The 17,541-nt window shown below is 65.7% G+C and carries 19 protein-coding genes; 5 read left to right on the top strand and 14 right to left on the bottom strand.

Going from position 1 to position 17,541, the window contains the following annotated elements; genetic code table 11:
• Nucleotides 1-39: 39 nt before the first annotated feature.
• From AB8841_RS22005 to AB8841_RS21970, 8 genes are all read right to left on the bottom strand, one after another.
• Nucleotides 40-843: an ABC transporter permease gene (locus tag AB8841_RS22005; RefSeq protein ID WP_370437923.1), complete on the bottom strand. Its 804-nt coding sequence runs from the start codon at nt 841-843 to the stop codon at nt 40-42.
• Nucleotides 840-1,562 carry an ABC transporter ATP-binding protein gene (locus AB8841_RS22000; protein WP_370437922.1) on the bottom strand — a complete coding sequence of 241 codons (723 nt, stop codon included), beginning with the start codon at nt 1,560-1,562 and terminating at the stop codon, nt 840-842. Before AB8841_RS22000 ends, AB8841_RS22005 begins: the two co-directional genes overlap by 4 nt.
• Complete coding sequence (locus AB8841_RS21995; RefSeq protein ID WP_370437921.1) at nt 1,559-2,524, bottom strand: PQQ-dependent catabolism-associated beta-propeller protein; 966 nt, start codon at nt 2,522-2,524, stop codon at nt 1,559-1,561. The genes AB8841_RS22000 and AB8841_RS21995 overlap by 4 nt, the downstream gene beginning before the upstream one ends.
• The gene (locus AB8841_RS21990; RefSeq protein ID WP_370437920.1) at nt 2,512-3,684 is read right to left on the bottom strand and encodes an ABC transporter substrate-binding protein; all 1,173 of its coding nucleotides are present in this window, start codon (nt 3,682-3,684) and stop codon (nt 2,512-2,514) included. The genes AB8841_RS21995 and AB8841_RS21990 overlap by 13 nt, the downstream gene beginning before the upstream one ends.
• Nucleotides 3,685-3,763: 79 nt before the next feature.
• Nucleotides 3,764-4,183 carry a hypothetical protein gene (locus AB8841_RS21985; RefSeq protein WP_370437919.1) on the bottom strand — a complete coding sequence of 140 codons (420 nt, stop codon included), beginning with the start codon at nt 4,181-4,183 and terminating at the stop codon, nt 3,764-3,766.
• A gap of 140 nt (nt 4,184-4,323) precedes the next feature.
• The gene (locus AB8841_RS21980) at nt 4,324-4,629 is read right to left on the bottom strand and encodes a hypothetical protein (protein WP_370437918.1); all 306 of its coding nucleotides are present in this window, start codon (nt 4,627-4,629) and stop codon (nt 4,324-4,326) included.
• 191 nt (nt 4,630-4,820) lie between these two features.
• Nucleotides 4,821-5,198, bottom strand: coding sequence for a DUF305 domain-containing protein (locus AB8841_RS21975; RefSeq protein WP_370437917.1), 378 nt, complete (start codon nt 5,196-5,198; stop codon nt 4,821-4,823).
• Nucleotides 5,199-5,260: 62 nt separating this feature from the next.
• Complete coding sequence (locus tag AB8841_RS21970; protein WP_370437916.1) at nt 5,261-5,470, bottom strand: heavy-metal-associated domain-containing protein; 210 nt, start codon at nt 5,468-5,470, stop codon at nt 5,261-5,263.
• Between the two features lie 271 nt (nt 5,471-5,741).
• Here AB8841_RS21970 and AB8841_RS21965 point away from each other — a divergent pair, with 271 nt between their 5' ends.
• Nucleotides 5,742-6,647, top strand: coding sequence for an MYG1 family protein (locus tag AB8841_RS21965; protein ID WP_370437915.1), 906 nt, complete (start codon nt 5,742-5,744; stop codon nt 6,645-6,647).
• A gap of 133 nt (nt 6,648-6,780) precedes the next feature.
• On the top strand, nt 6,781-7,929 hold the full coding sequence (locus AB8841_RS21960; protein WP_370437914.1) for an amidohydrolase: 1,149 nt from the start codon (nt 6,781-6,783) through the stop codon (nt 7,927-7,929).
• Nucleotides 7,930-7,940: 11 nt separating this feature from the next.
• Here the strand turns inward: AB8841_RS21960 and AB8841_RS21955 are convergent, their stop codons facing one another.
• The gene (locus AB8841_RS21955; protein ID WP_370437913.1) at nt 7,941-8,267 is read right to left on the bottom strand and encodes a hypothetical protein; all 327 of its coding nucleotides are present in this window, start codon (nt 8,265-8,267) and stop codon (nt 7,941-7,943) included.
• A 127-nt stretch (nt 8,268-8,394) separates the two neighbouring features.
• Nucleotides 8,395-9,099: a glutathione S-transferase N-terminal domain-containing protein gene (locus AB8841_RS21950; RefSeq protein ID WP_370437912.1), complete on the bottom strand. Its 705-nt coding sequence runs from the start codon at nt 9,097-9,099 to the stop codon at nt 8,395-8,397.
• Between the two features lie 89 nt (nt 9,100-9,188).
• On the opposite strand from AB8841_RS21950, the gene AB8841_RS21945 reads away from it, so the two are divergent.
• Nucleotides 9,189-10,187: an SDR family oxidoreductase gene (locus tag AB8841_RS21945; RefSeq protein ID WP_370437911.1), complete on the top strand. Its 999-nt coding sequence runs from the start codon at nt 9,189-9,191 to the stop codon at nt 10,185-10,187.
• A gap of 229 nt (nt 10,188-10,416) precedes the next feature.
• On the opposite strand, the gene AB8841_RS21940 is transcribed toward AB8841_RS21945, so the two are convergent.
• The 3 genes from AB8841_RS21940 to AB8841_RS21930 all read right to left on the bottom strand — a co-directional run bounded on the left by AB8841_RS21940 (nt 10,417) and on the right by AB8841_RS21930 (nt 13,365).
• On the bottom strand, nt 10,417-11,562 hold the full coding sequence (locus AB8841_RS21940) for an alginate lyase family protein (RefSeq protein WP_370437910.1): 1,146 nt from the start codon (nt 11,560-11,562) through the stop codon (nt 10,417-10,419).
• 240 nt (nt 11,563-11,802) lie between these two features.
• Nucleotides 11,803-12,996 carry a DUF2778 domain-containing protein gene (locus tag AB8841_RS21935; RefSeq protein ID WP_370437909.1) on the bottom strand — a complete coding sequence of 398 codons (1,194 nt, stop codon included), beginning with the start codon at nt 12,994-12,996 and terminating at the stop codon, nt 11,803-11,805.
• Nucleotides 12,997-13,191: 195 nt separating this feature from the next.
• Nucleotides 13,192-13,365 (bottom strand): hypothetical protein, encoded by a 174-nt coding sequence (locus AB8841_RS21930; protein WP_370437908.1) that lies wholly within the window; start codon nt 13,363-13,365, stop codon nt 13,192-13,194.
• Nucleotides 13,366-13,576: 211 nt separating this feature from the next.
• On the opposite strand from AB8841_RS21930, the gene AB8841_RS21925 reads away from it, so the two are divergent.
• The gene (locus tag AB8841_RS21925) at nt 13,577-14,761 is read left to right on the top strand and encodes an alpha/beta hydrolase (RefSeq protein ID WP_370437907.1); all 1,185 of its coding nucleotides are present in this window, start codon (nt 13,577-13,579) and stop codon (nt 14,759-14,761) included.
• Nucleotides 14,762-14,887: 126 nt separating this feature from the next.
• On the opposite strand, the gene AB8841_RS21920 is transcribed toward AB8841_RS21925, so the two are convergent.
• Nucleotides 14,888-15,892 carry a bile acid:sodium symporter family protein gene (locus AB8841_RS21920; RefSeq protein WP_370437906.1) on the bottom strand — a complete coding sequence of 335 codons (1,005 nt, stop codon included), beginning with the start codon at nt 15,890-15,892 and terminating at the stop codon, nt 14,888-14,890.
• 418 nt (nt 15,893-16,310) lie between these two features.
• Here AB8841_RS21920 and AB8841_RS21915 point away from each other — a divergent pair, with 418 nt between their 5' ends.
• The gene (locus AB8841_RS21915) at nt 16,311-17,429 is read left to right on the top strand and encodes a branched-chain amino acid ABC transporter substrate-binding protein (protein ID WP_370437905.1); all 1,119 of its coding nucleotides are present in this window, start codon (nt 16,311-16,313) and stop codon (nt 17,427-17,429) included.
• Nucleotides 17,430-17,541: the final 112 nt, after the last annotated feature.

Raw genomic sequence — 17,541 nt, 5'->3', positions numbered from 1 at the left:
ATCGCCGAGCTTAACGATCCTCGGACAGGTATGTTCCTCTCAGGCCGGAGCCCTGCGGGCCCAGAGTCCGCGTCCGGGATCGTACCCCCAGGCGGCCGCGCTCAGGAACGCCACGAATGCGCCGAGGCAGACGGCAAGGGAGGTCGGCTCCAGGCGCAGGTAGAGGGCGAAGCGGATCAGCTCGACCGCATGGGTGAAGGGATTGACCTGAGCGATCAGGGCCAGGGGCGGGCTCACCTCGTCGAGACGCCAGAGCGGGTAGAGCGCGGTCGAGGCGAAGAACATCGGAAAGATCACGAAATTCATCACGCCCGCGAAGTTCTCCAGCTGCTTCACGAAGGCCGAAAGGAGAAGCCCGAAAGCGCCCAGCATCATCCCGGCGACGAGAAGGGCCGGGAGGACGGCGGCATAGCCGAGGAGCGGCGGGCGAACGTCCCAGAAGCGGGCAAGGGCGAGAAAGACGTAGACGATCGGAACGACCGAGATCGTGTTGGCGATCAGCCTCGCGGCGAGAAGCCACCAGCGGGGCAGGGGCGCCGTCAGAAGAACGCGCATCGAGCCCATCTCCCGGTCGTAGACCATGGAGAGCGAGGTCTGCAGGCCGTGAAAGAGCAGCATCATGGCCGCGAGCCCCGGCACCACATAGACCTCATAGAGGATGTAGGTCTGATAGGGCGGGATGATGGAAAGCCCGAGGACGGACCGGAACCCCGCCGCGAAAATGCCGAGCCAGACCAGAGGGCGCACGATGGAGGCGGCGAGCCGTCCGTGCTGTCCGAGGATCTTGAGGCTCTCCCTGCGGACAATTCCGTTCAGGGCGCGCAAGGCATGGAGCGCGCTCATGCGGCCTGCCCCGTCAAGCGGACGAAGGCTTCGGACAGGTCCGAGGCGGTGAGCGACAGATCCTGCGCCTGTCCCTGCCAGCACACGCGGCCCTGGTGGAGGACGACGAGACGGTCGCCCGGTTCGACCTCGTCGAGCATATGGGTCGCCCAGAGGACGCTCAGGCCCTGGTCGCGGCAGAGGACGCGGACATGCTGGAGCAGCGCCCGCCGCGTCGGCACATCGAGCCCGATCGTCGCCTCGTCGACGATCAGCACGCGCGGGCGATGGATGAGCGCGCGGGCGATCTCGACCCGCCGCCTCAGGCCGCCCGAGAGGTTGCGCACCTTCTCGTCGATGCGCTCGGCGATCCCCAAGCGCTCGAGTTCCACGGCCGAGCGCTCCTTGGCGTCTCGCCGCGAGAGCCCGTGCAGGGAGCCGAAATAGAGCAGGTTTTCGGACACGCTCAGATCGAGATCGAGGGTGGAGGCCTGGAAGACCACCCCGAGCTGGGCGAGGGCCTTCAGGGGCTCGGTCCGCAGACGATATCCCAGGACGCTGATGTCGCCGTGACGGGCCGCGTAGAGCCCTGTGACCAGGGAGATCAGCGTCGTCTTCCCGGCGCCGTTGGGGCCGAGAAGCACGCAGAACATGCCCGGCTCCACGCAAAAGCCGACCTCGCTCAAGGCGCGCCGCTTGCCGAAATGATGGCTCAGGTCGTCGAGAACGAGGGCCGTCACGGCGCCACCACCACGCCCCAAGGAGACCGGCCGACGCCGATGCTCTTGATCACGCTCTGGTCGTCGAGATCGATCACGGAGACGTCGTTCGAATTGCCGTTGGCCGTGTAGAGGCGCTTGCCCGCGGGCGAGAGGGCGATGTGCCAGACCCGCTGACCCACGAGATACGTGCGCAGCACCTTGAACGTCCTGGCGTCCACCTCCGCGACCCGGTTCGACGGCCCGAGGGCCACATAGGCGCGGGATCCGTCGGGGGTGAGCTGAAGGCCGACCGCCTGAACCAGCTCGCGCGAAACCCCGGGCACCTCGAAGCCGATCTTCGCCAGGGGCTCGCGCGTCCCGGCGTCGAAGACCGAGACCGTGCCGCGCAGTTCCGACGAGACCCAGATCTGCTTGCTGTCGGGAGAGAACAGCACCATGCGCGGGCGCGTGTCGACGAGGACGTTGTCGATCAGCTCCAGCGATTGCGCATCGATCACATGGACCATGCTGGTGGTTTCGGACGTCACGGCGGCCAGTTGCCCGTCCGGGCTCACGCCGACGCCCTCCGGCTCCACGCCGACCTCGATCTCCTGCTCGATCGCGAGCTTGGGCAGATCCACCACCGAGGCCTGGTTGTTGTCCTCGTTCGCCACGAACAGTCGCCGCCCATCCGGATGGACGGCGAAGAATTCAGGATCCGGCCCCGAGGGAATCGCGCTTTCCACACGGTTCGTCTTCAGGTCCACCACGTCGATCCGGTCGTCGTCTCCGACCGCCACATAAAGCTTCCCCCCGTCATGGCTCAGGGCGATCCCGCGCGGCCGCCGCCCGACCGCGATGGTCGCGGTCATCGTCAGGCTCTTCCCGTCGATGACCGAGATGGTGTTGTCCTGCTCGTTGGAGACGTAAACGGTTTCCGCTGCGGCCGGCATCGAGACGGAGATGAGGCAGAAGAGGAGGCTGTGCTTCACAATTTGCATCGGCTTTCGTCCTTGTCCGTTCCCAGGCTGTCGAGCTCCGATCCCTTGTGCAGAAAGCCCGGCTGGGGCGAGGCCGAGACCAGCAGCCGCTGGTTCACGATGAGAATGGGCTGGCGCATCTGCCCGTCCCATTCGCGAAAACCCTGGCCTTGTCCCTTGAAGCCGGAGAGCAGGAAATCCTGGCTTCGCATATAGGCCTCGATGGTGCCCGGATCGCTGCTCCTCGACCGGAAGGCGGCCTCGCCGATGGCGCGCGCGGCGGCCCAGGCGGCATAGTCGATCGCGGTCATCCGCCGGTTCGCCTGCTTCTCGAAGCGGTTCTGCAGCTGGGTCGCGCCCCACTGCTCCGTGACGGGGCTCCATCCGGTTGCAACGAGGCCGTGCGTCCCCGCGACGGGGCGCGGGCGGGCGGTGCGCCCCTCCAGATAGTCGCCGAATTCGTCGGCTTCGTCCGCCACCACGAGCACGTCGTAATCGGGGCCTTGCGTGAAGGCGGGGATTTCGGTCTGGAGCTGCACGTGCCCCGTATCGGTGCGGCCGTTGCCGGGCTGGAAGGTCCATTCCTTCTCGGCCACGATCTCCATGCCGAATTTGCGCGCGGCCAGCCTGTAGGCCTCTGCGAGTTCCTTGTCGCCCGGCTGCCGGCCCGTCACCAGAAACCAGCGCTTCCAGCGCTTGAACGCGAAATATTGCGCAAGCCCATCCGCGATCATGGCGCGGCTCGGCAGCGTGTGAAGCGTGTCCCGGCTGCAGGCTTCGTTGCGAAGGCTGTCGTCGGGGGCGCCTGCATTGAGAAGCAGAATGTTCCTGGTCGCGGCCGCCCGCGAGAGCGTCCCAAGCGTCGCTCCATCCGTCGCCGCGATGACGAACCTAATGCCTTCGTCAGCGAGCGCCTGGATCGCGAGCGCCGGATCGTCGCCCCGGTCGAGCCGTTTCTCCACGAGGACGAAGCGTTGCCCCGTGAAGCGGCCCGTGGTCTGATTGTCGGCGATGCCGAGGCGGGCTCCTGCCGCGCCCTCGTCGGTGACGACGTCGTCCAGGCGGGACACCGGCTGCGAGGGCGGCTTTGCCCGCATTACGATTGCAACGCTCAGCACCTTGTCCTGCGCCAGGGCAGGCACAGCCAGGACGAGACCGATCAGAAGGAGCAGGGTTCTCATTCGGCGGCCCTCGGCGGCATGAAGGGTCGATCCTGCACGATTCCCGCGGGCACGCCCTCGAGAATGACGATGCGGCAGCTCAGGGCGGCAGCCTCCTGCCAGGAATGGGCGACGAGAAGGACCGTCGCGCCGAGGCGCGCCGTCTCTCTACCAGGACATTGTAGAGCAGCCCGGCGCCGCGTCTCTCGTCGCCGCCCCATTTTTCGAGGATGCCGGCGCGATATCCTTCCTTCAGCAGGATGCGGACCTTGGCATCACCGGCGCCGATCAGGTCCAAAGCCTGGGCCTGCAGGGCGATCTTGGCGGCTTCGTCGGCGGCGAACTCGGTCACGGACAGGGCGATGCCGTTCGTCTCGTCGAGCTTGTGCCGCCTGATCGTGTCGGCCTCCCAGGCGACGGTGCCGAACGTCACGAGGCCGAGGCGGACGGGCGCGAGCTCCGCCGCCATGGCCGGCAGGGAAAGGAACAAGAGAAGGAGAGAGATGAACCGAGGAACCATGTGCCGTCTCGGTTGCGAGAGAGGAATCCATGGTCGGAACGGTCAAGCTGAGGGGTTGTTCCAGCCCTTTCGCTCGACGGGGTGCCGGGCCCGGACGATCCGGGCGCGGCTTTGTTGAAAACGCCTTTCACCGCGAGGGCTTAGGGCTCGTCCTCGACTTCGTCGGGATCGGTCACATCGACCAGGAACATGATGTAGGGACCGTCCTCCTCATCATCGTCCTCGTCGTCCTCGTCGTCGAAATCCGCATCCTCGAATTCAGCCTTCTCCTCGTCGGTCGAAGGCCGGACATTGAGCGTGGCGAAGCCGTCCCAGATCGGAGCGCCTTCGCTCTCCAGATATTTGAGGTCTTCCTTGAAATCCTCGCTCATGAGGAGTTCGCGGGCTTCCTCCTCATCGGCATTGGTAATGGCAATCGGCTTGTCGCTGATTGTAAGCGTGAACATGGTTTTTCCTTTCCTGTCGCCCGCAAGGGATACCCGTTAACGCACGAGCCCTCTCGTTCGAAGCAGAGAACTCCCCACAAGTGCGCAGCGACGCTTCTGTACACGCTCCAGGGCCGGATTGACACTGCCAAGGTGGAAACGGCCGCTCCGTCGAAGCGACAATACCCACAGGGAACCGGGGCGCCCAGACCCTATTGAATGCCCTTTTTCTTCAACCAGGCCCGCATTTCGGCAATCTCGCGTTCCTGCTCGCGGATGACGTCCGTCGCCCATTTGCGGATCTGCTCGTCCTTGGCGTTGCGCAGGGCCACCTTGGCCATGTCGATGGCGCCCTGATGATGGGGAATCATGCCGAGCACGAAGTCGATATCGGAATCGCCCGTATAGGGGATGTCCATGTCCCGGTGCATCTTGGCGTTCGCTTCGCGGTATTCCTTCGTGGCAGGGGTGTCCGTGGATCGCTGCGTCTGCATGGGCATGGAGTGGCCACTGTGACCGGCCCCCTGCGCCGTCGCAAGGGATGGCAGAGCGACGACGGCAGTCGCGACGAGAAGAGAGCGTAGGAGCATATTCATTATCCTTGTGTGGAATGAGGGCGAGGTTCGTTTGACAGGGAGCGATCCGGGCGGCTTCAGAGAGCTTCCGAGAGAGGCTTGGCCGCATATCCGGCCTTGTCCAACGCCGCGAGCAGCGCCGCCTCGGGGCTGTCCGACGTCACCGCGATCGTGCGATGTTCAAGGTCGCCGTCGATCTGCGCCTGCGGATCGAGCGTCTCGATCGCTTTCGTAACCGCTGCGAGGCAGCCGCCGCAGGCCATCTCTGGAACGTGGAAACGGAACATGACGGAATCCTTTCTAGGTGGGGATTCTGGGAGTTCTGGACCTTCCTATCGTGGCAAGGTCAAGCGACGGGCACGCGGGCAACGCGTCATCTCACTCGAAAGAACTCCTTCGCCATAACCAGGAAAATGACTATTCAGATCCATCGGCGCTATCGCAGGCGCGCGTGATAAGGTTATATGGTCCGTCCGCAGCGTGGCTGTTCCGGGCGTTGCAAAACCGGAGTCGCACAGTTCTCGATGTGCCGACGGGAAGAAGGAATACGGGAAGAGAATGAAGGTCGTAACCCATAGCGGGACATTCCACGCGGATGACGTGTTCGCCTCGGCCGTCCTGCGTGCCGCCCTCGGGGACTTCGATTTCGTCCGCACCCGCGACACGGCTCTGATCGCCGCGGCCGATATCGTCTTCGACGTCGGCGGGGTCTATGATCCCGCCCGCAGGCGCTACGATCATCACATGCGCGATCTGCCCCGGCGCGAGGACGGCACGCCCTACAGCTCGGTCGGCCTGATCTGGCGCGATTACGGCAGGGCCGCCCTGTCCTGTTTCGTGCCGGGTATCGACGACGGGGAACGCGATTGCGTGTGGCAGGACGTCGATGCCAGCATCATTCTTCCCATCGATCTGACGGATAACGGCGTCGCGACTGTGTCCCCGAGCCATCTTGCCCTGCTGATCGAGGCCTTCAATCCCACATGGGACAGCACGCAGACCTACGACGAGGCTTTCGAGGAGGCGGTCGGGCTCGCGCACGGAATCCTGCAGCGGGCCTGCCGCCAGGCCCATGCGGAAGCCCGCGCGACGGCCTTTGTGCTCAAGGCCGCGAAGGAAGCGAAGGACCCACGCGTCATCGTCCTCGACCGGAAGCTCCCCTGGGAGAAGGCGGTGTTCGGGAGCGGGCTGACGGATCTTCTCTTCGTGATCTATCCCAACGAGGACTCGACCTCCTGGTATTGCCGCACGGTCCCGCCCGAGCCGAGTTCCTTCGGCCAGAGGCTTTCCCTGCCGGAGGCGTGGCGCGGCTTGCAGGAGGAGGCGTTCTCGAAGGCCTCCGGTATTCCGGACGGCGTCTTCTGCCATCCGAGCGGCTTCATCTGCGGGGCGCGCTCGCGCGCATCGGCCCTGCATCTGGCGGAGCAGGCGATCGCGGCCGGCCGGGAGACCGGGACAGCCTGATCTGGCTGTTGTCCACGCACCCGGAATTGGCTCCTTGTCTTTGGCTCATCGGCAATTCTGGACGGCGAACCGCATCCGCCCGTCCGAAAAATGCTCGGGCGAGCTGTTTCGCAAGCGAGGTGGAGACCTTCTCATGTTCTTGACCAATCAGGACGTCGTCACGCTGACCGAGTGGCGGCGCGAGCTGCATCGCAATCCCGAGATATCGGGCGAGGAAGCCGAGACGGCCCGCGCGGTCCGGGCGTTCCTCGCCTCGGCCGGTGCCGACCGGATCGTCACCGGGCTCGGCGGGCATGGGATTGCGGGCATTTTCGAAGGAGGCGAGCCCGGTCCCACCGTCATGGTCCGCGCCGAGCTCGACGCCCTGCCCATCGAGGAGATCTCCGAGGCGCCGCACCGGTCGCGCGTTTTGGGCAAGGCGCATCTCTGCGGCCATGACGGACACATGGCGATCCTCGCGGCGCTCGCTCTGGGTTTGAGCCGCCGGCGTCCGCAGCGCGGCCGGGCCGTCCTGCTCTTCCAGCCGGCCGAGGAGACCGGAGCGGGCGCGGCGGCCGTGGTCGCCGACCCGAAATTTCGCGAGATCGCCCCGGATGTGGTCTTCGCCCTTCACAACCTGCCCGGCATGCGGTTCGGCAAAGCCGCCCTGATCGAGGGACCGGTGAGCTGCGCCTCGCGGGGCATGCGCATCGTGCTCACGGGCAAGACGGCCCATGCCTCGATGCCCGAGACGGGGCTGTCGCCGGTCGATGCCGTGGCCCGTCTCATGCCGGCTCTCACCGCCCTCGGGAGCGGCGGCCCCATGGACGAGAGCTTCGCGATGGTGACGGTCACGCATGCCCGGATCGGCGAGCCGGCCTTCGGGATCGCGCCCGCCCATGGCGAGGTCTGGGCGACCCTGCGCACGCTCACGGATGCCGGGATGGACGCCCTTGTCGCCAAGGCCGAGCGCCTGGCGGAGGATGCGGCCCGCGCGGGCGGCCTGTCCGTCGCGGTCTCCTACAGCGACATCTTCCGCCATTGCGAGAACGCACCCGAGGCGGTGGCGCATCTGCGCCGTGCCCTCGATGCCGAGGGCGTGCCCCACGATCGGGGCAACCTGCCCATGCGCCCTTCCGAGGATTTCGGGCATCTGGGGGCGAACGCGCCCGCCGCGATGTTCTTCCTCGGTTCCGGCGAGAACCACGCGGCGCTTCACAATCCCGATTACGACTTCCCGGACGATCTGATCCCGATCGGGGCGAGGGTCTTCATGCGCGCGCTGCGGGATCTGTTAGGGTAACGCCGCTTCATTTACGGATTGAGGAATGCGGACAGGAAGCCCGGGAACTCATCGACCGGGATCTTCTTTCCTTTGCTCGTGATGCTTTCGATCCGCAGGGAATTCGGCGAAACGCTCACCGGCTCGACGGCGAATTCGATCAGCGTTTGCGCATCCCCCTCACCGCAGGCGAGACCGGCAATCGATGCCCGAGCTTCGCCTTCGCAGACATGGCCGGCTTGTTTGAGCGCCCTTAGAAAATCGCGAAGGTCCCCGAGCCAGTACCGCTGCGGCGGAGACGGCAACGCCAGCATGACATCGAACGACAGGAAGGGGTGCCCGCCGGATGCGAGATCCATGGCGGGCACAGAGGGTGCCGTAAACGTCACGAGGCCGAGCAGCGGCAAAAGGCACCGGAACCTCGCATGAAACGAGGCCCGGCGGCGTTTACGGGTGACTGCGGTCGGATCCATTCATGATACGATATTACGGACGCTTCGGAATCTCAAGGCCCCGCTGCACGGCGGGACGGGCGAGGCCGCGCTCCAGCCAGGCGGGAACGTTCTTGAGCGTGTCGAACTCGACGAGCTCGCGAGCGCCGTAGAAGCCGACGAGATTGCGCACCCAGCCGAGCAGGGAAATGTCCGCGATGGTGTAGTCGTCTCCCATCATCCAGGAGCGGCCGTCGAGGCGCTGCTCGAGGACGCCGAGCAGGCGCTTCGACTCCGCGCGATAGCGCTCGAGCGGTCGCTTGTCCTCGATCTCCCGGCCGGCGAATTTGTGGAAGAAGCCGAGCTGGCCGAACATGGGGCCGACCGCCGCCATCTGGAAGAAGACCCACTGGATCGTCTCATAGCGAAGCGCCGGATCCTTCGGCAGGAGCTGCCCGCTCTTCTCCGCGAGATAGAGCAGGATCGCGCCGGATTCGAAGAGGGCGAGCGGCTTCCCGCCCGGTCCGTCAGGATCGATGATGGCCGGGATCTTGCCGTTGGGATTGAGCGACAGGAATTCCTCGGTCCAGGTTTCGTTCGCGCCGATGTTGATCGCGTGCGGCTCGTAGGGAAGGCCGATCTCTTCCAGCATGATCGATACCTTCACCCCGTTGGGGGTCGGGACGGAGTAGAGCTGCAATCTGTCGGGATGGGCTGCGGGCCAGCGGCGGGTGATGGGGAAAGCGGAGAGGTCTGTCATTGAAAGGCTCCATGAAGCCGTGTTCGTGATCGAACCGAGGCTCTCCCGAACAGTTAACGGGTGATCTGATTCAGCGAAAGGCCGGCAACATGGCTCGAAACGAGGACGGTTCGATCTCACGGCGCGGCGTCGTGGGCGGGGCGGCGATCGGCCTTGCCGTAGCTGCCGCAGGATCCGCGAAAGCTCAAACGGCCAGCACAGGTGGACTCGCCATGGAAGATCCGACCACGAAATATCCCAAGCCCCCGTTCCGCTCCCAGTCCCAGCCCTGGCCCGGCCTCGCGGGCAAGATGGATCCGCGCCCGGACCATGGAGAGACGAGCTACAAGGGCTCCGGACGCCTTCAGGGGCGCAAGGCGCTGATCACCGGGGGCGATTCGGGGATGGGCCGCGCGGCCGCGATCGCCTATGCCCGCGAGGGGGCCGACGTGGCGATCAGCTATCATCCCGACGAAGAGCCCGATGCCCGCGAGGTGATCGACCTGATCAAGCGGGAAGGCCGCATCGCCGTGGCCCTGCCGGGCGACATTCGCGACGAGGCCCTGTGCCAGCGCATCGTGGCGGATGCCGTGCGCGAGCTCGGCGGCCTCGACATTCTCGTGAACAATGCCGGCCGACAACAGCAGCGCCAGTCTCTTCTCGACATCACGTCGGACGATTTCGACGCGACGATGAAGACCAACATCTATGCCATGTTCTGGATCACGAAGGCGGCGCTGCCGCATTTGAAGCCCGGCTCCGCGATCATCCAGACGACCTCGGAACAGGCCTACGATCCGTCCGCCAATCTCGTCGATTACGCCATGACGAAAGCGGCGATGATGAATTTTTCGAAGTCGCTCGCCAAGCAGCTCGGCCCCAAGGGCATCCGCGTGAACGGCGTCGCGCCGGGCCCGATCTGGACGCCGCTTCAGGTGAGCGGCGGCGCCACGCAGGAGAAATTGCAGCAGTTCGGCGGCGACACACCCCTGGGGCGGCCGGGGCAGCCGGCGGAGCTCGCCTCGATCTACGTGCAGCTCGCGGCATCCGATGCGAGCTACGCGACCGGCCAGGTCTATGGCGCGGCCGGCGGCAGCGGTCAGCCATAGAGCATCGAGCGCAAAAGTGGGAACCGGTTTTGCGTGGAAAGATGCTCGAAACCTAGAGCATCGAGCGCAAAAGTGCGAACCGGTTTTGCATGGAAAGATGCTCGAAACCTAGAGCATCGAGCGCAAAAGTGGGAACCGGTTTTGCGTGGAAAGATGCTCGAAAGCAAAGACTGACTGCATCGGATGTGGGTCCGATGCCGTAGGTTCCGGTCCGGACAGGCAGAGCGGGTCAGTCCTTGCCCTTGAACAGAAGGGTCGTGTTCCCGCCGATGCCGCTCGATGCGACGGGCCGCTTCGACTGGAGCAGCGCCTCCGCCTGGGGCGAGGGGTAGCGGCTCTGATAGATCTCCAGCCAGGCGATGCGCGAACCCGGCACGGTTCCGTCACCGGGATAGGGCTCCTGCCTGGAGCCCGTCGTCGTCTCGAAGAATGACGGGTCGGAGATGGACCCGAGGATCCGGTTCACGAGCCTGGACAGAGCGTTGTCGTTCTCCGCGTAGAGATCGATGCCTTGCGAGCGCGCGAGTTCCGCGGTGGCGATCAGCGGCTCGGCAGCGAAGAGGTGGTAGTCGCGGGCGCGCTTGGCGCGCCTGAGCTCCAGGGGCAGGGTGCCGTCCCGGGTGATCTGCCCGATCCCGATCCGCGCGCTGTCGGCGCCCCATCTGATCAGCGTCGCGTCGCCGACCGCGATACCGGACGCGATGGCGCTCAGGCCGTTCCAGTAGCGGTGGTTGTTCCGGCTCGAGACGCCGTCGTTCCCGTTCATGGCGTCCATGACCTGATGTCCCAGCGTGTCGAGCCATGTCTCGACACGCTTCCTCTGGTCGTCCGGCAGTCCTGGGGCGTTGCGGACCTGCAGGTAGGCCAGCGCGATGCCGCCCACCGCTTGGCCCTGATTATGGCTCGCCTGCCGGGTCTGCATGTCGGTGAGCGCGTGGGCCCTGGCCCAGGCATCGAGCCAGGCGAGGGCGCAGGCCGCGGCCGCGGTGTTCCTCGGCTGCGACCGCACATAGGCGTTCGAGATCTTCACAAGGGCCTTGACGTAGTTGCGCAGCGGCTCGACGGCTTCGGAATAGGCTTCCTCCGCCTCCTCGTCGATGGTGGCGCGGGAGGCGTCGTCCTGCCTGTACTTGCTCTTCGCATCGAGCGAGATCAACGGCGTGTCCGGCGTCTCGCAATCGTATCGCGAGGTCTTCTGAAGGTCCTTCGGGCCGGGAGCCGGGACCAGATAGCCGGTCCCCTGCGCTTGGGCAGTCGCGGTGAAGAGCAGCAGGCTGAGCCCCATCCATGCCAGGGCCGACACCATGAGCCTGCGGTTGCTCCGGAGCGAGGGCCGACCCGCAGCCCGCCTGGCAGCCCGCCTGGGTGATGCCATGATCCCGTATCCCTCTCTCGATCGGGAACTAGCGCATCGTGCGAAAAAGTGGACCCGGTTTTTCGCAAGGACGATGCGCTCTTTCCAAGAAGGAGCATCGGATCTGTCCCAAAAGTGCAAATCCACTTTTGGGTCCGATGCTCTCACGCATCGTGCGAAAAAGCGCAAATCCACGTCCCGTGTCGGATGCTCGAGTCCGGGAGGGACAGGCGGCAAGGTCGGGGGCACGCCTCGAAAGGGTTAGGACGTGCGGCCCCGGCCGACCATGCGGGGCAGGGCGTCCTGGCCGCGTCCGGCGACGACGACGAGACGCTTCACCTCGCCTCTCAGATAGGCCTGCAGAAACCGATCGTAGTTCCTGAACGATACGCAGCCGTTGGAATCCCCGTTCGGCCCGAGCATGTAGGTATGGGCGAGGATGCCGTCACGACCATGGATGGCGGCGCTGCCGCCGACCGGAGTGAGGCGGATGGCGCGCACGCCGTGGAAGAGCGCCTCTCGTTCCCTCAGGAGATAGGTGCCGGGCGGGGTCGGGCCCCTCATCCGCACATGGACGAAGCGGGGATCGTCGAGCTTGTCGCCCAGGCCGGAATGCGCCTCCAGCCGTTCCCCGTTGGGCATGATGACGACCTTTGCGCTGATGTCGTAGACGGCGGTTCCGTCGCCCGGAACCGCGTTGAGGCTGCTGCCCAGGGCGGCGTTGCCGGATTCCAGCGCGGCATAGCTGAGGGCGTTCTCGGGCGGGCGCGCGGGCTTGATGCCGAACAGCTTCTCAATGAAGTTCGGGGAGCCCTCCTGCGCGCCAGATGCGGCCGCGACCTGCATCGGGGCGGCGAGCGGCGCACGAGCCGCCCGCGGCGTCTCGGGCCTCAGGGGCGCCAGGGCCTTCGCGACCTGGAATTCGGCAGGGCGCGGCACGGGCAGCGGCACCGGCTGGGCGGCTTGCGCCAATTGAGGCCCGGGTGCGCTCTCCTGCCCCTGAGCGCTCTCCTGCACCTGAGCAGTCTCCCGCACCTGAGCAGTCTCCTGCACCTGAGCAATCTCCCGCGTCGGAGGCACGGGTGTCTGTGCAGCGGCGGTGCTGGTTTCGCCAAAGCGTCGGAACGTGGTCGCGAGCGGAGCGTTGCGCGTGAAGGCGAGCGCCTCGGGCTTCAGCATGGGCGCCGGGTCGACCGGCGACCATGCTGTGTCGTTGCCTGTGCTTTCGGCTGCGCTCTCGGCCGCAACCGTCGCAGGCGCCGCCTGGACGGGGGCTGCGGGAGCGGCGACATCCATCGAGCGTGACGAAGAAGGTGGCAGCGTATCCTGCCCCTGAAGCTTCGCGTAGAAGGCGACGGGGCTCATGGAGATCGCCACGAGGGCTGCCGTCAGGAACAGGTTGCGCGGGTTTTTCCGCTGAACGCGGCGGCCTGACGGATAACGGTACTGCACCATGGCGAACTCTACGCAACATTCTTGCCGCGCGCGCCATGCCTCGATGGTCCGACCGGGAAGGAGCCCCCAAGCGCCGAGACGGCCGCGCGAATATTGATTTTCACTAGCGCTGATTGGATACGGTTTTGGTTAAATTATGGATAAGTTGCCCTTGGTTCGCCGAAATTGCCTGCGGCAATTCTGCAAGGGTTACCCCTATCGCGGAGCGGTCGTAGGCGGGCCGGGCGGAGCCTGCCTGACGATCTGGCCCGTGGACGTGGGCCGATCCGACCGGCCCTCGGGATCCATGTTCGCACCGAGAATGGCGAAACAGAAAACGAGAATGGCGGCCGCGATGGAGGCCAGCGCCACCCACATGCGTATGCCCATGATGGTCTCCCGACCGGCCGGCAACATCAGAGGAGCAGAACAGCTGGGATCAAGGCCGGTTCCGGCAGGGCCCAGGACGAAGAGGGGGTAGGCCAAAGAGGCCGTCCGGCTCGCAAAGCTTGATTTTCGTGCTAGCAATGACCCTTGATAACCCTCAGGCACGACCGTCCTTCGTCCGCAGCAAGAGCATTCAGTCCTCCGCAAGAGAATAATGACACAGCCATTCACGCCGATCGCGAGACGACGCCCGTTCCTCCGACGTGCCTCGATGACGGGGCAGGGGACGGCTCCGCTGTCCTTCATCCTCGTCGGCTTTCTGGCGTTCGTTCTCAGCGCCTGCGCGAGCAGGCCGGGGCCCGAGGTCCTGACGCCCGTGGCCGCCGCGGTTCCCGGCGCGCGGACCGTCACGGTCTATGTGGCGACCACCCGCGAGCGCGCCGCTCCCGGGCAGAACGTCTTCACGGCGGGGCGGTCGCCGGGTCTGAACTATGCGGAATTCACGATTTCCATCCCGCCCGGACACAGGCCGGGCGAGATCGAATGGCCCGGCGCTGCGCCGGATCCCGCGACCAGCTTCGTCACCCTCAACCAGACCGTCCTCGACGAAGCCGCCTTCCGGAAGAGGATCGGTGGCCGCACGGGATCGGGCGGACGGGATGCGGGCGTCTTCGTCCATGGATACAACACCAACTTCCAGGAGGCGCTGTTCAGGCTCGCCCAGCTCAGCGCCGATTCCCAGCTGGACACGGTGCCTGTGCTGTTCGCCTGGCCATCCGAGGCCGCCATCACCGGCTACGTGGCCGACCGGGAGGCTGTGACCTATTCCCGCGACTACCTGGCGCATGTGCTCACGCTGCTGGCGCAGGAGCGCGCCGTGCGCAAAGTCGCCGTCATCGGGCACAGCATGGGCGGATGGCTGACGATGGAGACCCTGCGCCAGCTCCGCCTCCAGGGGCGGAACGAGGTTCTCTCGCGGCTCCAGGTGGTTCTCGCGGCTCCCGATATCGACCTCGACGTGTTCCGGACCCAGGTTGCGGCAATCGGCCCGATGTCCCCGCCGATGACCATTCTCGTCTCGAAGGACGATTGGGCGCTCGCGGCCTCGAGCCGCCTCTCGGGCGGCCGCGAGCGGGTCGGCACCCTGGACGTGGCGGATGCCCGGGTCCAGGCCATCGCCCGGCAGCAGGGGCTGCGCGTCGTCGACATCTCGACGCTGTCCTCTCCCGACAGCTTCAATCACGACCGCTTCATCAGCTTCGCGGCGGTCTATTCCTCGGTCGCTCCGAGAAGCGGGGCGGATCCGCTGCGCCAGGCCGGGGCCTTCGTGTTCAACACGGCCGGAACGGTCCTGTCCGCCCCATTCACCCTGGTCGGCCAGGCCCTCGCAAGCCCCTGACGATCAGCTCTATTGCATCGGACGCGGGAATTGGATTTGCGCTTGTGGGATCGATCCGATGCTCCCATCGTGGGAAGAGCGCATCGTTCTCGCGAAAAACCGGTTCCCACTTTTTCGAACGATGCGCTACGTGGAGGTCGCGGCCTGGGGCTCGGGCTGCGCAGCCTCGCTTCGATGGGCGCTTTCCGCGAAGCGCCGGGCCAGAATGGCGCAGGCCATCAGCTGGATCTGATGGAAGATCATGAGCGGCAGGACGATGGACCCGGCGTCGCGCCCCCCGAAGATCACGTTGGCGATGGGCGCGCCGGAGGCGAGGCTCTTCTTGGAGCCGCAGAACGCGATCGTGATCCGGTCCGCCCGGTTGAAGCCGAGCCAGCCGCTTCCGTAGTACGTGAAGCACAGGACGATGGCGAGCAGCGCCATGTCCACGAGAACGACGGCGGCGAGATCGCGCGCGCCCATGGTGCTCCACAATCCGCCGATCACCGCCGCGCTGAAGGCGCCGTAGATGGCCATGAGGATCGATCCCCGGTCGACGATCTGGGTCAGGACCCTGTGGCGGAGCAGCCATTTCCCGAGCCAGGGCTGCAGGATCTGGCCGACGACGAAGGGAACGAGAAGCTGCAGCAGGATGCCCTCCACGGCGTCCCAGGAAATGCCCGGACGGCCCTGCGTGTGGAACAATAATCCGGCGATCAGCGGCGACAGCACGATGCCGATGACGTTCGAGGCCGAGGCCGAGCAGATCGCCGCGGGCACGTTGCCCTCCGCGATCGACGTGAAGGCGATGGAGGACTGGATCGTCGAGGGCAGGACGCAGAGGAATGCCACGCCGAGAGCCAGGGTCGGATTCATCAGGTCCGGCAGGGCGAGAATGACGAGGCCGAGCAGGGGAAACAGCACGAAAGTCGTGGCCAGCACGAACAGGTGCAGCCGCCAGTGGACCATGCCGGCGATCACCACGTCGCGGGACAGGCGTGCGCCCTGCAGGAAGAACAGGAGCGCGATGGCGACGTTCGTCGCAATGGAGAACACGACGGCCGGTTCGCCGCCGATCGGGATGAGGGAGGCAAGCACGACCATTCCGGCAACGGCGATCGTGTACCATTCCCGCACAACGAGAGAGCGCATGAGATCTTTCGGACTGGGAATTGTCAGGCCCGCATGGATGTAATGGATTGCCTCGTCCCCGTCCACGACGAGGGGACATGCCTGCCCTGCTCGAAAGCGGCAGCGGGAGCTTGGCATGAGCGGAGCGCTCGACGCATGTAAGCGCCCTTCGCGCTCCCGTTCGTCACGGCCGGGCTTGTCCCGGCCCAAGGCAGGGCACGACGGGCGCCGCCATGAGGAGAGAGGGAGAGGCAAGGCGACACCGGCCGACGCGCGGGCTTCCCGGTCGGGGACCGGATCCTATTTCCTTCCCGGTGCGTGATGCGGCATGATCATTTTGGCTAGCTGGATGCGGCCCGGCGTCGCTGATAAGGCCAGAGCGATGATCGGCGACGAGGGCCGCGCGAGTCCGCCCCGATCGGCAAACCGGAGGAATACCATGAACGTCAGGCCGCTGCTTTCCCTCTCCCTTCTGTCCCTGTTGGCCGCGACAGGGGCAGCCCGCGCTCAGGACATCACCATCGCGGTGGCCGGTCCGATGAGCGGTCCCGTCGCGTCGATCGGCGAGCAGATCCGGCACGGAGCCGAACTGGCGGCCGACGCCATCAACAAGAACGGCGGCGTCAACGGCAAGAAGATCGTGCTCTCGATCCAGGACGACGCCTGCGATCCCAAGCAGGCGGTCGCCGTCGCCAACCGCATCCTGTCGGCGGGCATCAAGTTCGTGGATGGCCACGCCTGTTCGGGCTCATCCATCCCGGCGGCGGAAGTCTACGGCGAGAATCACGTGCTGATGATGAGCCCGGCCTCCAGCGCTCCGAAGCTGACGGACGATGCGGCGCAGAACGGCTTCACGACGATCATGCGCCTGTATGGCCGCGACGACGCGCAGGGGCGCTTCATCGGGCCGTGGATCAAGGAGCATTACGGCACGAAGAAGATCGCGATCCTGCACGACAAGAGCGCCTACGGAAAGGGCCTCGCCGACGTGGTGAAGGAATCCCTCAACAAGGCCGGTGTGAAGGAAGCGATGTACGAGGGCATCAATCCCGGAGAGAAGGACTACACCGCCGTGGTGAACCGGCTCAAGAGCGCGGGCATCGAGTTCGTCTATTTCGGCGGCTATCACACCGAGGCCGGATTGATGAAGCGGCAGGCGGCGGATCAGAACTACCAGTTCCAGCTGATGATGGGCGACAGCATCGCCACCCCCGAATTCTGGTCGGTCGCCGGACCGGCGGGCGAGGGCACCCTGTTCACCTTCCCGGCCGATGCCCGCGGGACCGATGCCGCCAAGGCGGCCGTGGAGCAGTTCAAGCAGATCAACTTCGTGCCGGAGGGCTTCAGCCTGTTCTCCTACGCGGTGATCCAGGCAATCGCCGGCGGCATCGCCAAGGCGAACAGCACGGATCCGGTCGTGGTCGCGAAGACCCTGCGCAGCACGAGCGTCGATACGGTCCTCGGGCCGATCAGCTTCGACGAGAAGGGCGACATCAAGAACCCGCGCTACGACATCAACATCTGGAAAAACGGCCAGTACAGCAAGCTTGCCGAGTAAGGCTCGCCGATAAAGGCTTGGCCGGGCGAGACAGCCCGGCCTCTAAAGCATCGGACGTGAAAGGGGATTCCACTTTCTGGCACGATGCTCGCTTCTTAGATGAGCGCATCGC

This window comes from Microvirga sp. TS319 (assembly GCF_041276405.1).
Classification (GTDB): Bacteria; Pseudomonadota; Alphaproteobacteria; order Rhizobiales; family Beijerinckiaceae; genus Microvirga.
This window is presented reverse-complemented; position numbering and strand designations above follow the sequence as displayed.